19 protein-coding genes and 2 pseudogenes are annotated in these 20,390 nt (G+C 58.1%); 3 read left to right on the top strand and 18 right to left on the bottom strand.

Annotated features, from left to right (window positions below):
* Positions 1-3 precede the first annotated feature (3 nt).
* On the bottom strand, positions 4-579 hold the full coding sequence (locus tag NUH86_RS23750; protein ID WP_026150044.1) for a recombinase family protein: 576 nt from the start codon (positions 577-579) through the stop codon (positions 4-6).
* A 157-nt stretch (positions 580-736) separates the two neighbouring features.
* Here NUH86_RS23750 and NUH86_RS23745 point away from each other — a divergent pair.
* Positions 737-940, top strand: a pseudogene (locus NUH86_RS23745) (DUF4158 domain-containing protein); the annotation flags it as partial.
* Positions 941-1,032: 92 nt separating this feature from the next.
* On the opposite strand, the gene NUH86_RS23740 reads toward NUH86_RS23745, so the two are convergent.
* Entirely contained in the window at positions 1,033-4,209 is a 3,177-nt protein-coding gene (locus NUH86_RS23740) for a Tn3 family transposase (protein ID WP_267253209.1), read from the bottom strand.
* Here NUH86_RS23740 and NUH86_RS23735 point away from each other — a divergent pair.
* The gene (locus tag NUH86_RS23735; protein ID WP_087727265.1) at positions 4,208-4,849 is read left to right on the top strand and encodes a recombinase family protein; all 642 of its coding nucleotides are present in this window, start codon (positions 4,208-4,210) and stop codon (positions 4,847-4,849) included. The two genes, NUH86_RS23740 and NUH86_RS23735, sit on opposite strands and share 2 nt — an antisense overlap.
* Before the next feature lie 140 nt (positions 4,850-4,989).
* Here the strand turns inward: NUH86_RS23735 and maiA are convergent, their stop codons facing one another.
* The 16 genes and pseudogenes from maiA to nagAa all read right to left on the bottom strand — a co-directional run bounded on the left by maiA (position 4,990) and on the right by nagAa (position 19,340).
* Positions 4,990-5,628 carry a maleylacetoacetate isomerase gene (maiA, locus tag NUH86_RS23730; RefSeq protein WP_026437509.1) on the bottom strand — a complete coding sequence of 213 codons (639 nt, stop codon included), beginning with the start codon at positions 5,626-5,628 and terminating at the stop codon, positions 4,990-4,992.
* Between the two features lie 11 nt (positions 5,629-5,639).
* Complete coding sequence (locus tag NUH86_RS23725) at positions 5,640-6,341, bottom strand: fumarylacetoacetate hydrolase family protein (RefSeq protein WP_026437508.1); 702 nt, start codon at positions 6,339-6,341, stop codon at positions 5,640-5,642.
* Between the two features lie 33 nt (positions 6,342-6,374).
* Positions 6,375-7,415, bottom strand: a complete 1,041-nt coding sequence (locus NUH86_RS23720) for a cupin domain-containing protein (RefSeq protein ID WP_228771123.1) — start codon at positions 7,413-7,415, stop codon at positions 6,375-6,377.
* Between the two features lie 230 nt (positions 7,416-7,645).
* On the bottom strand, positions 7,646-8,251 hold the full coding sequence (gene gstA, locus NUH86_RS23715) for a glutathione transferase GstA (RefSeq protein ID WP_267253208.1): 606 nt from the start codon (positions 8,249-8,251) through the stop codon (positions 7,646-7,648).
* Positions 8,252-8,309: 58 nt separating this feature from the next.
* Positions 8,310-8,903: a 2-hydroxychromene-2-carboxylate isomerase gene (locus NUH86_RS23710; protein WP_048806245.1), complete on the bottom strand. Its 594-nt coding sequence runs from the start codon at positions 8,901-8,903 to the stop codon at positions 8,310-8,312.
* Between the two features lie 189 nt (positions 8,904-9,092).
* Entirely contained in the window at positions 9,093-10,130 is a 1,038-nt protein-coding gene (locus NUH86_RS23705) for a dihydrodipicolinate synthase family protein (protein WP_267253207.1), read from the bottom strand.
* A 57-nt stretch (positions 10,131-10,187) separates the two neighbouring features.
* A complete protein-coding gene (locus tag NUH86_RS23700) occupies positions 10,188-10,736 on the bottom strand; it encodes an OmpW/AlkL family protein (protein WP_267253210.1) in 549 nt (182 codons plus the stop codon).
* A 159-nt stretch (positions 10,737-10,895) separates the two neighbouring features.
* On the bottom strand, positions 10,896-11,804 hold the full coding sequence (nahC, locus tag NUH86_RS23695) for a 1,2-dihydroxynaphthalene dioxygenase (protein ID WP_267253206.1): 909 nt from the start codon (positions 11,802-11,804) through the stop codon (positions 10,896-10,898).
* 25 nt (positions 11,805-11,829) lie between these two features.
* Positions 11,830-13,281: an aldehyde dehydrogenase gene (locus NUH86_RS23690; protein WP_267253205.1), complete on the bottom strand. Its 1,452-nt coding sequence runs from the start codon at positions 13,279-13,281 to the stop codon at positions 11,830-11,832.
* Positions 13,282-13,329: 48 nt separating this feature from the next.
* Positions 13,330-14,110: pseudogene (gene nagB, locus NUH86_RS23685) on the bottom strand (1,2-dihydroxy-1,2-dihydronaphthalene dehydrogenase NagB).
* A 63-nt stretch (positions 14,111-14,173) separates the two neighbouring features.
* Entirely contained in the window at positions 14,174-14,758 is a 585-nt protein-coding gene (nagAd, locus tag NUH86_RS23680) for a naphthalene 1,2-dioxygenase system small oxygenase NagAd (protein ID WP_267253204.1), read from the bottom strand.
* A gap of 14 nt (positions 14,759-14,772) precedes the next feature.
* Positions 14,773-16,116, bottom strand: coding sequence for an aromatic ring-hydroxylating oxygenase subunit alpha (locus NUH86_RS23675; RefSeq protein WP_267253203.1), 1,344 nt, complete (start codon positions 16,114-16,116; stop codon positions 14,773-14,775).
* A gap of 106 nt (positions 16,117-16,222) precedes the next feature.
* Positions 16,223-16,537: a naphthalene 1,2-dioxygenase/salicylate 5-hydroxylase systems ferredoxin NagAb gene (gene nagAb / locus NUH86_RS23670; RefSeq protein ID WP_034303853.1), complete on the bottom strand. Its 315-nt coding sequence runs from the start codon at positions 16,535-16,537 to the stop codon at positions 16,223-16,225.
* Between the two features lie 11 nt (positions 16,538-16,548).
* Positions 16,549-17,034, bottom strand: a complete 486-nt coding sequence (nagH, locus tag NUH86_RS23665) for a dalicylate 5-hydroxylase small oxygenase NagH (protein ID WP_267253202.1) — start codon at positions 17,032-17,034, stop codon at positions 16,549-16,551.
* A gap of 2 nt (positions 17,035-17,036) precedes the next feature.
* A complete protein-coding gene (gene nagG, locus NUH86_RS23660) occupies positions 17,037-18,308 on the bottom strand; it encodes a salicylate 5-hydroxylase large oxygenase NagG (protein ID WP_267253201.1) in 1,272 nt (423 codons plus the stop codon).
* A gap of 45 nt (positions 18,309-18,353) precedes the next feature.
* On the bottom strand, positions 18,354-19,340 hold the full coding sequence (gene nagAa / locus NUH86_RS23655; protein ID WP_267253200.1) for a naphthalene 1,2-dioxygenase/salicylate 5-hydroxylase systems ferredoxin--NAD(P)(+) reductase NagAa: 987 nt from the start codon (positions 19,338-19,340) through the stop codon (positions 18,354-18,356).
* Positions 19,341-19,456: 116 nt separating this feature from the next.
* Here nagAa and nagR point away from each other — a divergent pair, with 116 nt between their 5' ends.
* A complete protein-coding gene (nagR, locus tag NUH86_RS23650; RefSeq protein WP_267253199.1) occupies positions 19,457-20,362 on the top strand; it encodes a naphthalene degradation transcriptional regulator NagR in 906 nt (301 codons plus the stop codon).
* The last annotated feature ends 28 nt before the right edge of the window (positions 20,363-20,390 follow it).

The following is a 20,390-nucleotide window of genomic DNA, read 5'->3' as shown; positions in this document are numbered from 1 at the left end:
TCCTCATACTTTGACTGCGGTCTTGGCAGTGGTGCCTTCGAGAGCCTTGTAGAGCGCGGTTTTGCCAACCTTGAGGCGCGTGGCCGCCTCGCGGACAGTCAGCCCTGCCGCGATATGATCGCGCGCCTTGCGCAATTTGTCAGGCGTGATGACCGGACGTCGACCGCCAAGGCTCCCTCGTTCCCGTGCAGCCTTCAATCCGGCGTTGGTGCGCTCGCGGATTAGATCGCGCTCGAACTGGGCAAGCGAGCCGAAGATGTTGAACACCAGCATGCCGCCTGACGTGGTGGTGTCGATCTGCTCGGTAAGCGAGCGGAAGCCGACGCCGCGCGCGGCGAGTTCGCCAACCTTCTCGATCAGGTGGCTCATCGAGCGGCCAAGACGATCGAGCTTCCACACGACCAGTGTGTCGCCAGCGCGCAGATAGGCCAGTGCCTCGGCCAAGCCTGGCCGATCGGTCTTTGCGCCGGACGCATGGTCGTTGAACGTCCGCTCGCAACCGGCCGCGTTCAGCGCGTCGTGCTGGAGCGCCAGCTTCTGGTCGCCGGTCGATACTCGCGCATAGCCAATCAGCGCCACAGCCGGTCCCAATCTGTCCGTTTTCCCATCGATTTGCATTCTTGTCCGAATCGCCATCACGGGTCCAGAGTTGACGGACATATTCATGCTGGCCGCCAGAGGACCGTCTGACGGACTCGCAAAGCGAAGGAGATGATGCGTGGCGAGACGGCGACTGGTGAGCCCGGAAATCTGGGCGGGGCATTATAGCGCGCCGCTCGATGAGCGCGAGATTGCGCGGCACTATACGCTGACCAGCGACGACGTGGAAATTGTCGGCCGCCGTCGCGGCGATGCCACCCGGCTCGGTTTCGCGATGCTCCTGCTCACTATGAGATGGCCTGGCCGTGCGCTGGAAGCGGGCGAAGTCGGGTCCGTCCCCGCAAAGGGGCGGAATGCGACATAGGAATTCTGGCAAGGTATTGAGTTGCTGATAAATTCCCTCATTTTCATTCCCCCATTTACGGCCTGGTTTCAGAGGCCCTGTTTCAGGGGGAGGATACCGAAGCTGTCTGCAAGCTTCTTGTCGGAGAAATCGTATTCGCCCAGCATGTTGATGTGCGCCCAGGATTGCGGCGAATGGGCCTTGATACTCTGCATCATTTCGGCGTGCGTTTCGGGATCGGCGGCGCGTAGCCTGGTTTCGAGATAGAGATAATTCCAGCAGATGATGGCGTTCTTGATCAGGCGGTTGCAGGCTTCGGCTACCTGCTGATCCTCCTGGACGGTAAAGATGAACTCACGCGGACTGCCGACGGCCACCGCTCGGGTAAACCGGTTGGCCAGTTCGACCTTGTTGAGCATGGCTTCGATATCCATTCGCAGTTCGACGCCATCGATGTAGCGCAGGATGAACAGGGTTTTGACGATGCGTCCGAAAGCTTTGAGGGCGGTGTAAAGACTGTTCTGCCTGGAATATGAATTGAGCCGCCGGAATATATCCGACGCCGTGGTTTCCTTGAGCCTGATGGTGACCATGAGCCGGAGAATTTCGTCCCAGTGGGTACGGATGATGTTTTCGTCAACATATTTGTCGGGTTGGACGGCCCAGTTCTTCCGATTTTCGTGCGTCATGGACCTGAAGCCATACAGGGTTTGATGCTTCAGGCCCTTGATCCTGGGGGCATAGGCAATGTCGATGAGATAGGTGGCGCCGAAGATCGCTTCGGAATAGCCATGGGTGTCCGTCGAATGGATCGTCGATTTCACCACGTCGTTGTGCATCAGACCGTCGATGACGTAGGCGCTGTCGCGTTCGGCGGCGCTGAAGACGGTGGAATACCAGAGCAAGATCTTGTCGCTGACATAGGTGTAGGCGCTGCTTCCCTGACCTTTCCCAAAATATTTGAAGGAATGGCTGGCATCGAGGCTATCGCCGGTTACCTCGAACTTCTGGCCGTCACTGGCCGTGTGGGTCTCACCGGCATGGCGCCGGTAGATTTCCGGGAGATCGAGGCTGTCCATGAGGGCGAGGATGCGATCGTTGGCAGCAACAAGATTTTCGCGGGAGAAGTGCCAGTTGACGGCGTGATCCAGAGCGTCCTCCTTGATCGCACCGGATATTCGGGCCATTTTCCGCAGGCCGATCCCGCATCCCAGGCCAATGACGCCGGCCAGGAGAACGGCGGTCGAAACCGGGCGGGCGTATTGCTGGCGCAGATGCGACAGGCTGTCGGCAAAACCGCTAGCGACGTTGACCGTGTTGAGGATCTCGGAGAGCGGCACATAGTGCCGTTGCGGAAAGAGCCTGGAAAGGGCAGTCGTCTCGATCTCCTCCTGCTTGGGCGTGTTGAGCTTGATGTGGCCGGCAGCCGCGACCGTCGCATGAAGGTTTCTGCCGTCTGCGATATTGCTGTTGGTGAGGAGAAACTGGTCGCTCAGGGCTTGCTTCAACGTCGCAAGCACGGCGTTCGGGTCCGAGAAACGCGCCATTCCGGCGCGTTCCAGTAATTGCTCACGATCGCGCTGCCAGCGCTCTGTCCCGATCAGATAGCTATCCAGGGGCTGATATCTGTGAGATTGGGGCAGGTTTACACCGCCGGCTTTGATCGCCCTGGCGACGTGCTGGAACAGCATGACCTTATAAAGCGACGGCCTGAATTCCGCGCCACTTCCCACGGCCTTGCGCTCGTCGGGATCGAGAAAGCCTGATGGCGCCGATCGCGTCACCTGGCCATCGGCCTTGCGGAAATGCACCAGCGCCGCCAGCAGCGGCTTGATATGTGTTTCCGTCTGGAAGGACAGAGACTTCATGACACCCGACACCTGGTTTTGCAGGCGTCGGGATCTGGCTTCAAGAATGTCGTAATAGCGGGCGTCCTCGTTCTGCGATACGCTCGCGTCATCCTTCATGTCTTTCAGAATGGCATCGGACAACACTGGCGCCGCATCGACCGGGAACAGCAAGAGATGCAGGCTCTGCAGCTTGTCAGCGTCTGTGAGGTCGTCGGCTTCGAACACACCGCGCAGGGTGGCCATGGCCGATTGGAAATGATCTTCGAAAGCCTGTATCTGGGCCCGGAGCTTTGCGGCCTGAGACTTTCTCTCGACATAGCACCAGTCCTTGAACTCGCGGCTTGCCGCAGTCTCGGTAGCCTTAACGGAGCTGAGTAGCGTGGCCACCAGATTGTCCTGCAGCGAGAAGTATTGATGGACGACGAAGGCGATGAGGTGAAGATAGCGGTCTGCCGGCTTTCGACGCCGCAGATCGTGGGGATCCGATTTCATGACGGCAAGCGCGTAATTGCGGGCGCTGCTTCGATCCCAACCCAGGGCCGTAATGACCGGTTCGAGCTTGTGAAACAGGTCGGAGAGCTCCGTGTGATTGGCCAGCCTGTCCTTGACCGAACGGGGACGAACGGATTGTGAATTCTGCTTGAGGGCCGCCAGACGGCTCCGCGCGATCCCGTCTGTTTCCTCACCATCACCCAGAAGCAGGTCGAGTTCCCGGCCGAGTGCCGGTGGCAGGTGGGCATCGACCAGAGCCATCTCGCGCGTTCTGGACCGCCCGATCGCCAACAGGATCAAATCCTGCAGGCGCCGGTAGCCCGGCAAGGCAATCCGATTTGTCAGCAGATGGTCGACGGCAGCCTGGAAGATAACCTTCGGTTTCTCGTGAGCCCTGACCTTCTGGTCGATCATGAGAGACAGATGCGCTTCACCATCGCCACCGAGCGTCCGGAAACCGGCCAGGCGCTCTATTATCCGCTCGTGGCGTTGACGTGTCCGGTCGGGATAGGCGGCGGGTGCAAACATTCCCGCGTCATGCCCCAGCCGACTGGAGACATGTGCAATGTCGTTGTCGTGGAATGTTTCGGGGGCAAAGCAGCGCCGGCCATGACGGAAGTAGCCGGCATTTAAACAGAACCCGACCTGGTGGGCTGGATCCCGCAGTCGCTCGATCTCTTTTTGAAAGCCGAGTGGCAAATCGAAGGCAGCCTTGCGCTGGGCAGCGTTCATCCGGGGCGGTGTGTCGAAAGCGTTCTGTTCGCCGGGCGAGAGAATTTGCATGCGTGGCATAAGCTGCGTCTCTTTTCGTTTTGGATAGGGTTTGCTATCCTTTATCTGTGAGACGGGATATGATACAAAATCGATCATGCTGGCGGGCTGTTTCGCCAGCGTCACACAAACGACCGTCTGTGAAACACTCATGAAGCTCGGATATGCGCGGATTTCCAAAGCAGACGGCTCGCAGACCCTCGACCTTCAGATGGATGCGCTCACGGCGGCCGATGTCACTCCCGACCACGTCTACAAGGACGAAGCGTCTGGAAAGCGGGATGATCGTCCGGGGCTGGAAGCCTGCCTGAAAGCGCTACGGCCAGGCGACACACTTTATATATGGAAGCTTGACCGGCTGGGACGCGATCTCAAGCATTTGGTCACGACCGTACGCAGTCTGTCTGAACGAGGCGTCGGGCTTTGCGTCCTCACCGGCCAGGGCGCCGATATAGACACCACCACATCAAGCGGCAAACTGATATTCGGGATATTCGCGGCACTGGCCGAGTTCGAGGGCGATCTCATTCGCGAACGCACAATGGCGGGTCTCGCCGCTGCCCGCGCACGCGGACGTAAAGGCGGCCGCCAATTCGAGCTGACCAAAAACCAGATCCGCCTGGCCCAGTCTGCGATGGCCAATCGCGACACGAATATCGCTGACCTATGCCGTGAACTCGGCATTAGCCGCGCGACGCTCTATCGCTACGTCGGACCGAACGGCCAGTTGCGCGATCATGCAAAGCGGGTCCTCAAAGTCGCGTCCGGCACTCCGAATGCCCTCAGTGCTTGACCGAAATTCCTATGTCGCGTTCGGTACTTTTGCGGGGATGGACCCAATCTTTCCCCTTACATTTTCACTATTGCTCATTGATACTTGTCACTGGGCAGGGCTACGAACTGTTTATTAGGGCGAAGGCGGCGTATTTTTCGTCAAGCCGAATCAGGTTGAGCAGCTGGCGCGGCGCGCCGAAATGCGTCCAACTCGCCGCAGGCCGCGTCCACTGCGCGGATCAGGGGGTAGGGCGTCAGGTCCACCTGGAAGCGGCGGGCGCTTTCCACCTGCGGCACCAGGTAGCAGTCGGCCAGCGTGGGTGTGTCGCCAAAGCTGTAGCGGCCGCGCTTCGGGTCGACCGCCAGCAGTGCTTCGTAGGCATCGAAACCGGCGCTGATCCAGGTGCCACACCAGGCGTTGATGGCGGCCTCGTCGGCGCCGAACGTCTTGCGCAGGTACTCCAGAATGCGGCGGTTGTTGATGGGGTGGATGTCGCAGCCCACGATGGCGGCCAGCGCGCGCACCCGTTGGCGGCCGTCGGCGTCGGCCGGCAGCAGCGCGGGCGTGGGGTACTGTTCCTCCAGCCATTCGATGATGGCCGGCGACTGGATCAGCACTTGCGCGCCCGTGTCCAGCGCGGGCACCAACTGCTGTGGGTTCAGCGCCTTGAAGGCGTCCTTTAGGTGCTCTTCCTTGCCCAGGTGCACGGCCAGGTACTCGTAGGGCACGCCCTTGAGGTTGAGCGCGATGCGCAGCCGGTGTGACGTGCCGCTGCGCCAGAAGTTGTACAGCTTCATCGCGTGCAGGCTCACTCGGCCGGGCCGACGGTCAGGCTGATCTCGGCAATGCCTTCCACACGGCCGATGATCTTGTCACCCGCCACCACGGCGCCCACGCCTTCGGGCGTGCCGGTGTAAATCAGGTCGCCGGGTTGCAAGTGGTAGTAGGTGGAGAGGTCGGCAATGATCTCGCGGACGTTCCAGATCAGCTTGTCCACGTTGGACGACTGTTTGGTCTGGCCGTTGACTTCCAGGGCGATCGCGCCCTGCTCCACCACCACGCCTTGCATCGGCACGATCTCGGAGCAGACCGAGCCTTCCTCGATGTCCTTGCCGGTGTCCCAGGGGCGGCCCTTGTCGCGTGCCACCAGTTGCAGGTCGCGCCGGGTCATGTCCAGGCCGGCGGCGTAGCCGTAAATCAACTCGTGCGCCTGGTCTTCGCTGACGCGGAAGCCGGGCTTGCCGATCGCCAGCACCAGCTCCATCTCGTAGTGGTAGTTGCTGGTGCGCGGCGGGTAGGCCACGGTCGCACCACTTTCCACCAGGGTTTGTGGCGATTTGGTGAAGTAGAACGCTTGTTCGACGCTTTTGTCGACCGGACGGCCCATTTCCACCGCGTGGGCGTGGTAGTTGCGGCCGACGCAGAAGATGCGGTTGATGGGGAAGCGCTCGGTCTTGCCACGAACGGGCAGAGACTGGACGGGAGGCGGGTTCCAGAGGTAGTTGCTCATTTGCTTTCCTGTTGTGTGGTGCTTCGCGGCGGCTCAGCCGCGGTTTTCAAAGACGCCCAGCTTGCGGTGCAGGGGCGATTCGTCGGCCATGAAGATGAAGGACGGCTGGTCGGCTGAGAGGTTTTTCAGCGTCACCTCGGTGTAGCCGGGGGCGCAGCAGGTATCGGCTTCCCTCAGGGCGAAGGTGGACTCGGCGATGCGCGCCTCGCTGCGGCCTTCGATCTGGTGGAACACCACGGCGGGCGAACGCACGGGCAGGCGCAGGGTCTGGCCGGGCTTGAGCATCAGGGCGTAGAAGCCCAGGATGTTCTCGGCGTCGTCACCCGTTTCGGGGTTGACGTAGGTGACCTGCACGCATTCCTGCTCAGGCTGGTCGGCCGCCAGCGACAGCAGGGCGGCACGGGTGTCGGCCCAAGGGTAGCGCAAGAGAGGATAGCGCTTGTCGCTGCGCTGGAACACGGGGGTTGGCACCACGCCCGCACGGGTCCAGGCGCAGTCGCCCCGGCCGGGGTCGACCTGCTGGCGCTCGCCGTCGATGTGGTAGCTGGCCTCCATGTAGTACACCAGCGGCAGGTCCAGCACATCGAGCCACACCACGGGCTCGTTGCCGTCGTGGCCGTGCTCGTGCCACAGGCCGGTGGGCGTGAGGATGAGGTCACCCCGGCTCATGGGGCACTTCTCGCCATCCACGGTGGTGTAGGCGCCCTCGCCCTCCACGATCATGCGCACCGCGTTGGGGGTGTGGCGGTGGCTGGGCGCCCACTCGCCGGGCAGCAGCAACTGCATGCCCAGGTATATGGCGGCGCTGGCTTGCATCTTCTCCAGGCCGTGGCCGGGGTTGGCCAGCACCAGCACGCGGCGCTCGGCCTTCTCAATGGGGGTCAGCTCACCGGCCTTGAGCAGCAGCGGCTTGAGCGTCTGGTAGGACCAGTAAGTCGGCTGCGTCTGGCGGGTCGGGACATTGGGCGGCAGCACCGCGCGTAGGCTGGGCCATAGCGGCACCAGGTTAAGTTGTTTGAGTTCGTCTCGGTAGTCCTGCGGCAGGTCTTCCAGTCGGCCAAGTTCGTGACTCATGGTGATACGCTCCTCTTCATCAAGCATGTGGATAGGGGAAGCCGATATCCCTCACGCTTCGATCAGACCAAAGCAAGTATCGGCAATTTCTGAATCCGACCGCAGTCGGAAAAAGGGGCTCGTAATCTGTGTGCATCGAAATTTGATCGAGGCCGCTGCCCACGGCTGCCCCGCGGCATGGCTGGCCGCTCATGGAGGCTGGCCATGCTTTATTTATTTCTCTAAAAAAATCAGATCAAACCTTCAGCCGACAATGTGGCCCGGACTGCTGGACGTTCAGCCACGCGGTTGAGGTAGCCTTGCAGGCCGGGCCAAGGCGAAAGGTCCACATTCACGTAAGCCCCCCAGCCAAGCACAGTAAACAAGTAGGCGGCCACCACGGAAAAGTCGTTCCCCATGGCCCAAACCTTGTCACCGAGCATCTGCTCGGTATGGGCAAGACGGCTTTCCAATTGGGCCTTGATGACTGGCTTGGCATCCTGTGGAAACACCGGGCTGAACAGCGCTCCGAAGCTTTTATGCAATTCGGTGGAGATGAAATTCAGCCATTCCATCAGTCGGTAACGCTCCAGCGAGCCAGCTGCCGGTGCCAGGCATTTTTCTGGCACACGGTCAGCGAGGTATTGAACGATGGCCGGCCCTTCGGTGAGCACCTGCCCATCATCCATTTGCAAAGCGGGGACACTGCCCACGGGATTGACGGTCTTGTAATCAACACCAGTCTCAGTCACCTTGGTGCCGAGATCAACCTTTTCTAGCTGAAAGTCAAATCCACCTTCACGAAGGATGATGTGAGGCGACAATGAACATGCGCCGGGGCTGTAATAAAGCTTCATGAGACTCCTTAAAATCAAGGCGTGGTTGAAAAATCAGAAAAATCGATGCACTGAGAATTTATGGTTGCGTTTCCTTTTGCAACCTGCTCTCAAGCATGAAAAGGCGGTCATTTCCCCACCACATTTGATCATCCCAAAACACGGTGGGAACCCCGAAAACCTTTCGGTCAATGGCCGCCTGCGTCTCTTCGTCGTATGCCTTGGCGGCATTTTCGCTGTTCAAAAAATCTTCAAATTCACCGAGATCCCAGTTTAGCTTGTCGCATACCTCAGCCAGCAAGCTATCAGCATCCAGTGCCCACCCTTTCCCCCAAGCCGAATCGAAAACAAGGCGAACATATTCAGCGGCTCGCTCCCTGGCTGCCGGGTAATACAGTCCGGCATTCACCCGGCGGCTGTTGAAGTTAGGGGGGAAAACCAACGGAATCCTATAGAGATCGGCCCATCGCTGCAAATCCACCTTTAAGTAGTCAAGCTTGACCTTGAGATCCCGATTGGACGGCCCGATGTTGCCAATGGCCGTCTTTGCTCGCGCCAAATCAATGGCGTGATACTGGATGGGGAATCCATAACGCCCCGCTAGCACCGACAAACGGTGGTTTGCCAGGTACGAAAAGGGGCTCAAAAAATCGAAATAAAAATCAACCATCATGCTCAGGCTCTCCCAAAAAAAGACGGCAGAAATGTGGAGCTGCTTCAGGGCAAGCGCCACATCCCGCGCTCTTGGCGCTTTTACGGCGTACTCGCATATTTGATACTCGCCGATTCCTCCAATCCAGAGGACGCCCAGATCAGCCAGCTTTGCTGATCGGAGATATCTGACTCAGGACCTGGCCTCGCCTCACTTCTTTTTCGAGCCGGTTGCCGTTTTGGTTTTCTTCAATTCCTCGGCGTACTTGGTATGCAGTGCGGCCCAGGCGTTGCCTGATTTTCGAGCACCTGCAAGGTATTCATCTGGTACCAGCGTATAGGGTGGCCGGCACGGCCCCGCTTTGAGCCAACCCGCCTCGTCCATTCGTGCTTTTTCGAGACCAATGTTGTATTTCGAGAATTCCGAGAAATCGCCGCGTGGAAACAGTGTGGCATCGGCTGCGCGCATGTCATCTGAAATAGCCTTGGCCTTGGCCCAATCACCTGTATTTTTGGCCTTTACCACCTCATCGCGCAGCACAAGGGCGGTCGCTGGGCCGCACATGGAACCGCTAGACCAGAAAGCAGTCATGCGCTCGGGATTGATCCGGGCCGCAGCGTAGTAGTCATCCTCATGCGGAAGGAAGCGAATATTTGGGGCCAATTTCAGATCCAAGTCCAGCATCCCGATGCCCAAGTACTTGGCTGTGACAACCTGCGGGATTTTGGACATTTCGGCCCAAAACGGGCGAGGAAAATCAAATTTGAAAGCCTCCGGGTTGGCGTAGACAGCGATGGCTGCATCTGGCACTGCTTCCGCCACATCGCGATAAAATTGCACGGCAGTAGGCAGATCCATCTTCACCCACATCGGCACGCCGAGCATTGTTCCTTGGGCGCCAATGTCGATCAATTCGCGGGTCTGGCGTATGACTTCACGGGTATTCAAGGCCGTTGTGCCGCAGAAGTAGGGCACTCGACCGCGCGCGGTTTCCACGACCGTTGAAACAAAATCCCGCTTCTCCTCCCACGTCAGCGTCGCGCATTCGCCAAAGGTGCCGTGGCTCAGAATGCCATTGACGCCGGCCGCAATCAACTCCTCGACAATCCGGGCCGTCTCGTCGAGATCGACCGTGTGCGTGCTGCGCCAGTCCGAGGCATCCGGCGTGGACGGGGTCGGCATGATGACCCATGCGCCTTGAATATCCGCGGCAGTCAGGCGCACCGCTTTGTTCGTCTTTCTTGTCATTAAAATTTCCCTTGAAAATGGTGATGCAAACAGAATTTGGGAATCAATGTGGACCGATCAGAATCTCCGGCCAATCGCAATCGAGGTTAGCAGCGGATTCAACGTTACGCGGGCTGTAGCAACTTGAGGCCCAAGAAACCCCGATGCATCTGTTTTCAGATAAAGTTTTCGGATATCAAAGCTGACGAACCAGTCGCGGTTGATGTTCGCTTCTGCACCGATGTGGAGCACAGGTGCCCACGCATGATCTGCATCGAATGAGGTCAGATTGGCATCTTTGCTTTTCAGAATTCGGGTGTAGTTGATCCCCGCCCCCACGTACGGGCGAATCAATCCCATCTGCGGCAGGTTGTAGGTCGCCGACAAAACCGCAGGAGCATGTTGAACACGACCGAGCAAAATCGGAGGCAGCGTGCCTGCGCCTGTCACTTTTGTGGTGGGTGGAATGCCAAAAATTAATCGCGCGTTCCAGTTATCGTTAATGATGTAGCCGAAGTCAAATGTCAAAGCGTTGTTGTCACTAGCGTCAGCGCTTCCACCCGGAACCCTTGTTCCGTCAATCGAAACTTTGGCGCTCGCATCGAAGGCTACGTTGGTGGCGCCGATGCGATATGACCAACGGGAATCCTCGGCATATGCGGGTGCTGAGCATCAGCATCCCAAGTCCTGCGAGGGAAATGGCTTCTTTGATCATCATTGTCTCCTTTTGTTATATGGAACAGAATGGGAAAAACAGATGCGATCGATTTCGCATCTTTTGCATGGCTAGCTCAGTTTGACGTCCAATCCATAACCGGTGGCCTCGATGGCGTGACCGAAAATGTCGCCGACGTAATATTCCGATTCAGCAATGGCGGGGGCGCCTCGCCACCCAGGTTCGATCAGCCAGCCGGAAGGTGTTGCCCCGTAGAACGTCAGCGCCTTATCGTTGGAATGGATGCCCAATTGCAAGGCAATGTCAATCTTTTCCTTCGTGAAAAGCTGGTGTGTGCAACCCAAATCTTCGATATGGGTGTATTCAATCATCAGATGATTGATGCGCTTGGCCGCAGGCATTGCGCCGAACGCGATGGAGTGATCGCGAGCGTTGCAATGCATGAAAGTCAGTTCAGCGGTCATGCCGTTGGGCAAAGGAAGGCGGTACTCGACATCTCCACGAAATCCCAGCAAGCTATAGAACTTACGCGCCGCTTCAACATCATTCTGACGCACGATGCAGTGGCCTAGGCCCTGATCGCCGGTTAGAAATTTTCCGTGCAAGGGACGACCGGGGTGGAAGGGATTGTTCAGGTCAATCCGAGGTCCCCAGAAAATCTCGGTCGGGTTGCCCCCCGGATCTTCTGTCTTCATCAGGCCCAGTACCATCCGTTCTTGTGCTTCGGCTTTGTCGCACACGTGGACTTTGTAGCCTGCGTCCACGAGCTTTTGACCCAATGCCTCGAATTCCGGTTGACCGGCGACACGCCAGCCCAGGTATTCAAGGTCATCTTGACCATTGTGATGGACCACGATTCTGTGGTGCCAATTGTCCATTCGCAGATAGAAGCGGTCCTTGTCACCTTCATCGAGGACTTGAAGCCCCAGCATGTTCGCGGCAAAGGATTTCCACGCTGCGGGATCCTTGACCGAAATGCCCATGTATCCTAGTTCAATGACTGCTGCTTGCTTGTTCATGGTTTAACTCCTTTGTTGCTTCGGCTTAGAAGGGATACTGCTGTTCGAACGGTTCAATGGTTAGCCATTTGAGCTCCGTGAACTCGTCGATCACCGCGCGTCCATCGAAGCGGCCATAACCGGTGGCCTTTGTGCCGCCATAAGGCGCCTGCGCCTCGTTCTGTACGGTGGACCCGTTGATATGGACCGAGCCGTATTCGATCGCCATACCCACGCGCAGGGCCCGGTTGACGTCCCGGCCAAACACGCCCGATGACAGGCCATATGCACTGTCGTTGGCAATACGGATGGCATCGGCTTCGCCCTTGCAACGAACAACCACAGTGATGGGACCAAAGGTTTCCTCATCGTAGATCTGCATGTCGGCTGTCACGTGGTCCAGGATCGTGGCGGGCATGACCGCACCCTCGGCCATACCACCGCACACGACCTTGGCACCCTTGTCGATGGCATCTTTCAACAGGCCATTGATCCGGTCCCCCGAGTTGGACGACACCATCGGACCAATGACGCAGTCCCCGGTCACGCACGGATCGCCTGCACTCAACTTCTTGGTTTTCTCGACGAACTTCGCGACAAATTCGTCCGCGATCTTCTCGTCGACCACCAGGCGTTCGGTGGACATGCAGATCTGGCCTTGGAACAGGAAACTGCCAAACACCGCTGCCTTGACCGCCGCGTCGATGTCCGCGTCGTCCAGAACGATCAGCGGGGACTTGCCACCCAACTCCAGCAAGCAGCGCTTGAGATGTTGGGCCGCTTTCTGGGCGATGATGCGCCCCACGCGAGTGGAGCCCGTAAAGTTGATGCGACGAATCTCTTTAGACGAAATCAGCGCATCGGCGATATCGGGCGAGCGGTCCGGGGACGAGTTCAGATAATTGAGCACGCCAGCGGGCAGGCCGGCCTCCTGTACGCACTTCGCGATCAACGCGTGCGTGCCGGGGCTGAACTCGGAGCCTTTGAACACCACGGTATTGCCGCAGACCAACGGATACGCGATGGTCCGCGCCGCGAGCACTGCGGTGCCGTTCCATGGCGCGATACTCAAGATGGGGCCGACCGGCTGACGCAGCGTCATCGACAGGGTGTCAGGCTTGTCCGTCGGAATGGTTTCGCCTTGAATTTGGGTGGCTAGTGAGGCGGCTTCCCGGAATACATTGGCCGACAGGTGCACGTTGAACCCCGCCCACAGCGCGGAGGCTCCCACTTCCTTGGCCATCACTTCGATGAACTCGGGCGTTTTGCTCTCCATGACGTCTGCCACCTTCAAAAGAAGGCGCCGCCGCTCCGAGGGTCCGACGGCCTTCCAGGACTTGAACGCCTCTTGAGCGGCTCGAGCCGCATTGACCGCATCGTCCACCGTGGCGTTCGCGCATTGGGTCACGACCTCGCCACTGACAGGGTGCTTGCGATCAAATGACTTTTTGTCACTCGAAGCGCTCCAGGTGTTGTTGATAAACAATTTCGTCTTCATGGGTTGTCTCCTGGGAATGGGGTTGAAAAATCTAATTTGATTGAAAATTCACTTTCGGCCGAGCGCCATGCCGCCATCAATGCCGATTACGGTGCCAGTGATGAACTTCCCTTGTTCCCGGGAGGCCAGCAAAAGATACGGTGCCACCACGTCCTCGGGCCTTGCTGCGAACCCCAAGGGGGGTTAGGCCCTTGATCATGTCATCGATGCCGGGCATGTCTTTCATTTTGGTTTTGTCGAAACCGGCGCTTGCCGGGCCAGCCAAAGAAGTGACCGTGCCACCTGGCGCAACGCCATTGACCCGGATGTGCGGAGCCAATTCGTAGGCCAAAGCCTTGACCATGCCCAGCACCGCATGTTTGCTGGCAATGTAGCAAGAACCGCCGCCACCGACCGCATAGGAAGAAACGGAAGCCGTCACTACGACCGATCCGTTCGTCTTTTTGAGCTCCGGCAAGGCCGCGCTGATGCCGCTGAAATAGCTTTTGACGTTGATGTCAAATATCTCGTCGAAACTGCCCGAGAATTTCTCCCATGGCTCGTCGACGCCCAGCATGTAATCCCATATCCCGGCATTTCCGATGAAGCAATCCAGGCGCCCGAACTTGGCAACCGTCTGTTTAACCAGCTTCTCATTGGTGGCGTGATCACGGACATCGCCCGCCACGATCTCAATGTCGTCTTTGAATTCACTGCGAAGACCCGCCTCTTGCTCCTCGTTGCGAACGAGTGCAGATACGCGATAACCGGCTGCCTTAAAAGAGCGAACCAACTCGAAACCAATGCCCGAGCCGGCGCCAGTGATGGCAACAACTTGCTGTGTGTTCATGGCAATAAATTTCTGTTAAAAATAATCACGAATGCCCGCCATCCAGGCAGGCATCCCCAGGGCTCACAGGAAGATTAGCAGGTTGTGGGTCTGGGGAATGCGCTCCGGGTAGTCCACAAGACGTTCCACCAGTTGGATACCACCACCTTCGATGCGTTTCCATTTGTCTTCACGCGTTGCATAGAAGACGTCAACCTGGTTTCCGCGCCTGGCGCGGTGGAGAATGAGGTTGGAGCGGACATGCAGCAGATCCGGTGCACCCGTGTCCTTGGCTGCCATGACATTGGTGACGAAGCGAGTGAAACGCATCTTCGGGCTGTTGCCCCAATTCTGCGGGTCGAGCTGATGCTCAACTCGAACTTTCAGTTGCTGATAGTTCTCGTTGTAGATGTTCACCGCATCATTCAGTTGGTATCGACGCTCGGAAGTGGAGCGAAGTTCTCGCGAGATCACTTGGTATTTGATCTCGGGGGCAACGCAGTGTTCAAGCCAGGCTTTGTAGGCCTGAATGTCCAGCAGGTGCGCTTCGCGGGTCAGGAGCGTGTTGACTTCTTGCAGTAGTGCATCATCTTGTACGATGAAGAAACGGTGAAATTCTTCGGCGTCGTGCGCGGAGACCAGCTTGTCTTCCTGGGTATTGATCATCATGATTGGCTCCTGGATTAGCGATCAGTCGTCTTGGTGAGTTCGGTGTGCCAATTTCGGGAGGCATTTTCGAACTCGGCCCAATTGGAGCTGCTGATGTGAGCCTGGTAGGCACGGTAGAATCCGCGATAGCTGGTTTCGCCGATTGCCGATTTGCCAACGACGCCCGGATAGCATTCGTCGCCGTAGACGTCCTTGCCGAAACCCAAACTGGCAATCAGATCACTGTTGCTGGATTGGTATTTCTTGGCATTTTGCGACAACGTCTCCATGTTTTCGTTGTCGTCGCTTTCCCAGAATCCTGCTGGTCCGACAGTGCGCTGAACCGAGTCAGCCAAGCGACGCTTTAAGTCCTCAGGCATGTCTTTTTCTACGAAGGCATACGTCCAAACCTCGGTCGTGTTTTCATCGATCGGGTTCCAGACCTTGAAGACAGCGGAGCCGGTCAAAAAGCTGTTGTTCGGGAAAACCGTGCCGTTCAGATGGCTGCGGTAAATCCGTGCCCGGACATCGCCGATTTCTTTGGCGAGCTTTTCCTGTTTTGCGCCGCCGAATGCCATCATGTCGGGAACCATATCAGCGCTGTGGTGACCGGAGTAGGCGTCCCACAATACGCCAAGTCCACTGCCATACTTGCTGGTCATTTGCAAGCCCGCGCCTTCGGGTGGAAGCACAGCGTTGCCCGCAAGAGGAGTAAATATCGACTGCCCTGTGCGCAAAGACGATGCGTGCGTCCAACCAACGTGGTAGGCGTCACCTACAAAGTTTTCCGAAAGAGGCTTCCAGTTGGCCTTAACCACCACTTTGCCGGGGGGGCCTACAAGTTCCAGGCCACCAGAGTGCTTGAAGGTGGGTTCCAGGTACCAGGCTGCATCACCCAGATAATCGATGAGCGGGGGAGCTTCTGCATCAAAACAGCCATAGATAAAGCCATGAAAGCTTTCGATGCGGGGGACTTCTTTCAAGCCCAGGCATTTCTTTTTGATCGCATCTCCGTACAACTCTTTTTCAAAGGGAACGCTTTGCAGTTCGCCGTTGGAGCCATAGCCCCAGCCGTGGTAACCGCACACAAAGCCTTTCGCATTTCCGGCTTCAGCGTGAACTAGTGTCTTGCCCCGGTGACGGCAAACATTCAAAAAGGCTCGCACCGAGCCATCGTTCTGGCGGGAGACGATGACTTCATCGACGCCCATTTTGGCTGTGACATAGTCGCCGGGGGAGGGAATCAGACTGTCATGGGTCAGAAAAAGCCAGTTCCGCGCGAAGATGGTCTTCATCTCGTGCTGGAAAAGTTCTTTGTCGCCATGAATCAGGTGCTTTTGCGTCAGCCCTGCTTCACTCACTAAGTTTTGGTAACTCATAATTGCTTGTCTCCTCTTGTTTGAAAACGGGTAGTGATTGGGTTGGGTGGGGTGATTTCCGGATTTGGCTTTCCTCCTGCAAAGAGTTTTAGTCCAGCTTGAGCATTTAGTCCAGCTTGAGCATCACGCGCATGTTTTCGATTTTTACGGGGTAGGTTTTGATGTCCTGTGTCAGGGGTGTGCACAAGGCTTTACCCGTGCAAACATCGAATCGGCCTTGATGCAAAGGACATTCAATTTCCCGGCCTTCGAGAAAGCCATCGCTCATGCGGGCGGCGCCGTGAGTGCAGGTGTTGTCGGTGGCGTAGATCTCGCCCGCCACCTCGTAGAGGGCAATCTCCTTGCCGACGATATTGATGCCGATCACGTCGCCCTCGGGCACCTCGTCGCGGGCGGCGGCGTCGATCCAGTTCTCGCTCATTGGATTCCTTCTCAGATAGGGTAGATGATGGAGTTGGGAATCATTTCGCTGTCGTACACGCACAGGCGCGACTTCAGCTTGAGGCCCTCGGGCGTGCGCACGATCACGTCTCGGTAATAGCCGGCGTTGAAAATCGTGGAATCGCCGTCGTACTTGGTGCGAATCACGGCATAGCTGGCTTCGGCGGTGATGCGCTCGCCGTCCGCATCACGCTCCACTGACAGCACGCGCGGCGTGCCTACGATGTGGCGCTGGTAGTAGGGATCGTGGTACATGGTTTCCTTGACACCGTACACTCGGTCACGAATCATGGCCTTGCTCTCCAGCGCCAGCAGACACAGCGGCAAGTCCTGCTCGAAGTTTTCGCGCGGTTGCAGGCGGTAGGTGCCGGTCTCAATGAAAAAATCAGGCCACTTCTCCCAATTGGCGGAGTCGCACACCATGGCGTAGTCGCTGTACAGGTTCAGCAGTTCGAAATAGGTTTTGAAGTCGACCATGTTTATTCCCCCATCACCTTGCGCCAGTAGTCGTACATGCCGCGGATCAGCGTCTCGGTGACCATGTGGTCCGTGTCGCCGATTTCGTGACCGCCCATCTCGATCACGGTGCGGTGCGTCGGTTTTTGCTCAAAGCCTTCCTGCGACCACTCGATCACCTCGCCGTCATCGGCCGACACGAAGCCCGCCGGCCCGAACAGGTTGGCCTGGATCAGGCGGCGCTGGGTCCACTCCTCGTTGTCGTCCTCGAAGCCGAAGTGGGTCCAGACGAAATCGAAGGAGCCGTGACCGTTGGGCTGGATGTGGCGGGTCGATACGCTGTTGACCTGCTGCTGGATGATCACGCTGGGGAAGATCGTGGTCATCACCGCAGTCGGACCGCCCCACCAGGGCTCGGGCACGATGTCGAGCAGGCGCGGGTCGTTCACCTTCATCTGTTCCTTGAAGCTGTCCACGCCGGACACGACCTCCTCGTTCTTGCCGCCCTGACCGCGCGTGGAGATCATTGCGGCGTGGCGGAACTTGGCGTCCATCTTCAGTTCCGACTTGTTGTCGGCGCGCCAGAGCCCGAAGGTCGAGAACCAGGTGTGCAGCAGGCCCGGGTGGTAGGGGTCCTTGATGTTCTCCTGCATCAGCTTCCAGTTGCCCGGGATGCGCTGGCGGCGGTAGCCCAGGATCTTGAGCTTGCGGCCATTGAAGACGCGATCGAAGTAGTGCAGGATGGTTGGGCCCAGGAAGTCCTCGAAAGGCTCGACATCGTGGTCGAAAGAGGCAAACACTGCACCGCCTCGGGCGGCCACCTTGAGCTTGGTCAGGCCGTGTTCTTCGAGTTTGAAGTCCTTGGGCATGCCGCCGTTGACCTTGCCGTCCTGCTTGACGCCACGGCGGAAGGGCACGCCCTGCAGGTCACCCTTGAGGCTGTAGTTCCACTGGTGGTAGGGGCAGAAGAAGTCCTTGGCGTTGCCGTGGCGCTCGCGGCAAAAGCGCATGCCACGGTGGGCGCAGACGTTCTCCACCACGTTGATGCCGCCATCCGGATCACGCACCATGATGACCGAGCGCTCACCGATCACCGTTCGCTTGAAGTCGCCTGGATTCGGAATCTCGGCTTCCAGGCCTACATAGCACCAGTGGTTTGCATAGAACAGGCGCTCCAATTCGCGCTTGTACAGGTCTTCGCGGGTGTAGGCCCAGAAGGGAACGCGGCTGCTACCTTCGCCCGGCCATTTCGGATCTTGGGGAAACACGGGTTTTAATCGTTGGGGTTCACTCATGGCTTGGTATCCTTGGGTTGAATTGGGTTCGCATGGTGCCTTCGCTCAGACGCCGCTGGGATAGAACGCATCGGCATGGATGTGCCCGGGTACTATGCCTAGGCGAGCAACGAGCAGGTTCAGGGCCTCGACCATGGCCGGAGCGCCACACAGGTAGGCGCGCCATCCCGCCAAATTGGGCAAGTCACGGCCGATCAGATCGGTGACCAGGCCGGATCGATGACCAGGGCCGGCAGGGCCTGTTGCAACAACGACATTCACCTTGAGATTCGGAAACCTTGCAGCCAATGCGTGAAGGCGTTCCTCGTCATAGATGTCCTGCTCGCTCCGCACACCGAAGTACAGATGGATGGGGTTGCTCATCCCGCTTTCCAGTGCGCCTCGAACGATCGAAAGGACGGGCGCCAGACCTGTTCCACCCCCCACACAAAGCATGGGGCCGGTGTGCGTGCGCCGCAGATAGGCCGTTCCGAGGGGGCCGCTGATCCGCACCGAAGCGCCTACGGACAGTTCATTGAAAACGTAGTTGCTGACATGCCCGCCCGGAACCGCGCGAATCTGAAACTCCATTTCCGCATCGCTAGGCAGCCCGGCCATCGAATAGGGGCGGACGCATTCGGGCGTGAACTGCACCGTTGCGTACTGGCCAGGGCTGAACTCAAGCGGTTTGGCCAGTTTGATGCGCAGGCGCCGGATGTCATGGGTGGCTTCGTCTATCGCTGTGACCGTCCCCTTGACGATGCGCGCCGGGTGAACCACGATCTCGTCAGATTCAGGAATCTCGATCGTGCAGTCTTCGGTCAGAACCGCCTGACAGGCCAGGACATAGGCCCCCTTTCCTGCCTGCGGGCGCCCTGTCTCGGGGCCGTTATCGCGAAGATGGCCGGCAATCACACGGCAACGGCAAGTGCCGCAGCGGCCCGACATGCAGCTATAAGAAATGGGGACCTCGTTGGACCTGAGCACGTCAAGCAGGGTGCTGCCGGTCTCCGCGTTCAGATGCAAATTGAGGGGTTCTACTACCAGTTCCATGCAAGCTCTTTTTTCAGTTGTCTCCGAATGGCTGCGATTCTAGCGCGTCGATCGGTATAGCGCTATAGATCAAGTCTGATAGTTAAAATCACCAGCATGAATAATGGTGAGGCATCATGGATCTGCGCGACATCGACTTGAATCTGCTGGTGGTCTTCAACCAGCTACTGCTCGACCGGAGCGTATCGACGGCCGGCGAAAAACTGGGGCTGACGCAGCCTGCCGTCAGCAATTCACTTAAACGGCTGCGTGCGGCGCTAAAGGACGATTTGTTCTTGCGCACCTCAAAAGGCATGGAGCCGACACCGTATGCACTGCATCTTGCGGAGCCCGTGATCTATGCGCTCAACACGCTGCAGACGGCACTGACGACCCGTGACTCTTTCGACCCATTTGCCAGCACGCGCACCTTCAACTTGGCAATGACCGACGTCGGCGAGATGTACTTCATGCCCCCACTGATGGAAGCGCTTGCGCAACGAGCTCCTCACATCCAGATCAGCACGCTGCGCCCGAATGCTGGCAATCTGAAGGAGGATATGGAGTCCGGTGCGGTTGATCTCGCCTTGGGTCTTCTGCCAGAGCTACAGACCGGATTCTTCCAGCGGCGCCTCTTTCGCCACCGCTACGTATGCATGTTCCGCAAGGACCATCCAAGCGCCAAATCCCCCATGAGCCTGAAACAGTTCAGTGAATTGGAGCATGTCGGCGTGGTCGCACTCAACACCGGACACGGTGAGGTCGATGGCCTGCTTGAACGCGCAGGCATCAAAAGGCGCATGCGACTGGTGGTGCCGCATTTCATTGCGGTCGGCCCCATTCTGCACAGCACCGACCTTATCGCGACCGTGCCGCAACGTTTTGCCGTTCGCTGCGAAGTGCCTTTTGGTCTGACGACATCCCCGCACCCGGCCAAGCTGCCTGACATCGCCATCAACCTGTTTTGGCATGCCAAGTACAACCGGGATCCGGGCAACATGTGGCTACGTCAGTTGTTCGTCGAGCTTTTCTCTGAAGCATAAGCGTCCAGCAAGCCCATATTGACTGCCG

The organism is Sphingobium sp. JS3065 (assembly GCF_026427355.1).
Taxonomy (GTDB): Bacteria; Pseudomonadota; Alphaproteobacteria; order Sphingomonadales; family Sphingomonadaceae; genus Sphingobium.
Note: the sequence above shows the minus strand (reverse complement) of the source record. Positions and strands in the feature narration are given on the sequence as shown.

What these genes read in the sequence shown, in the direction of transcription:
- NUH86_RS23735 (WP_087727265.1), top strand. Translation starts at nt 4,208, where the DNA reads ATGAAGCTCGGATATGCGCGGATTTCCAAAGCAGACGGCTCGCAGACC.
- NUH86_RS23740 (WP_267253209.1), bottom strand. Translation starts at nt 4,209, where the DNA reads ATGAGTGTTTCACAGACGGTCGTTTGTGTGACGCTGGCGAAACAGCCC.
- maiA (WP_026437509.1), bottom strand. Translation starts at nt 5,628, where the DNA reads ATGAAGCTGTACAACTTCTGGCGCAGCGGCACGTCACACCGGCTGCGC.
- NUH86_RS23725 (WP_026437508.1), bottom strand. Translation starts at nt 6,341, where the DNA reads ATGAGCAACTACCTCTGGAACCCGCCTCCCGTCCAGTCTCTGCCCGTT.
- NUH86_RS23720 (WP_228771123.1), bottom strand. Translation starts at nt 7,415, where the DNA reads ATGAGTCACGAACTTGGCCGACTGGAAGACCTGCCGCAGGACTACCGA.
- gstA (WP_267253208.1), bottom strand. Translation starts at nt 8,251, where the DNA reads ATGAAGCTTTATTACAGCCCCGGCGCATGTTCATTGTCGCCTCACATC.
- NUH86_RS23710 (WP_048806245.1), bottom strand. Translation starts at nt 8,903, where the DNA reads ATGATGGTTGATTTTTATTTCGATTTTTTGAGCCCCTTTTCGTACCTG.
- NUH86_RS23705 (WP_267253207.1), bottom strand. Translation starts at nt 10,130, where the DNA reads ATGACAAGAAAGACGAACAAAGCGGTGCGCCTGACTGCCGCGGATATT.
- nahC (WP_267253206.1), bottom strand. Translation starts at nt 11,804, where the DNA reads ATGAACAAGCAAGCAGCAGTCATTGAACTAGGATACATGGGCATTTCG.
- NUH86_RS23690 (WP_267253205.1), bottom strand. Translation starts at nt 13,281, where the DNA reads ATGAAGACGAAATTGTTTATCAACAACACCTGGAGCGCTTCGAGTGAC.
- nagAd (WP_267253204.1), bottom strand. Translation starts at nt 14,758, where the DNA reads ATGATGATCAATACCCAGGAAGACAAGCTGGTCTCCGCGCACGACGCC.
- NUH86_RS23675 (WP_267253203.1), bottom strand. Translation starts at nt 16,116, where the DNA reads ATGAGTTACCAAAACTTAGTGAGTGAAGCAGGGCTGACGCAAAAGCAC.
- nagAb (WP_034303853.1), bottom strand. Translation starts at nt 16,537, where the DNA reads ATGAGCGAGAACTGGATCGACGCCGCCGCCCGCGACGAGGTGCCCGAG.
- nagH (WP_267253202.1), bottom strand. Translation starts at nt 17,034, where the DNA reads ATGGTCGACTTCAAAACCTATTTCGAACTGCTGAACCTGTACAGCGAC.
- nagG (WP_267253201.1), bottom strand. Translation starts at nt 18,308, where the DNA reads ATGAGTGAACCCCAACGATTAAAACCCGTGTTTCCCCAAGATCCGAAA.
- nagAa (WP_267253200.1), bottom strand. Translation starts at nt 19,340, where the DNA reads ATGGAACTGGTAGTAGAACCCCTCAATTTGCATCTGAACGCGGAGACC.
- nagR (WP_267253199.1), top strand. Translation starts at nt 19,457, where the DNA reads ATGGATCTGCGCGACATCGACTTGAATCTGCTGGTGGTCTTCAACCAG.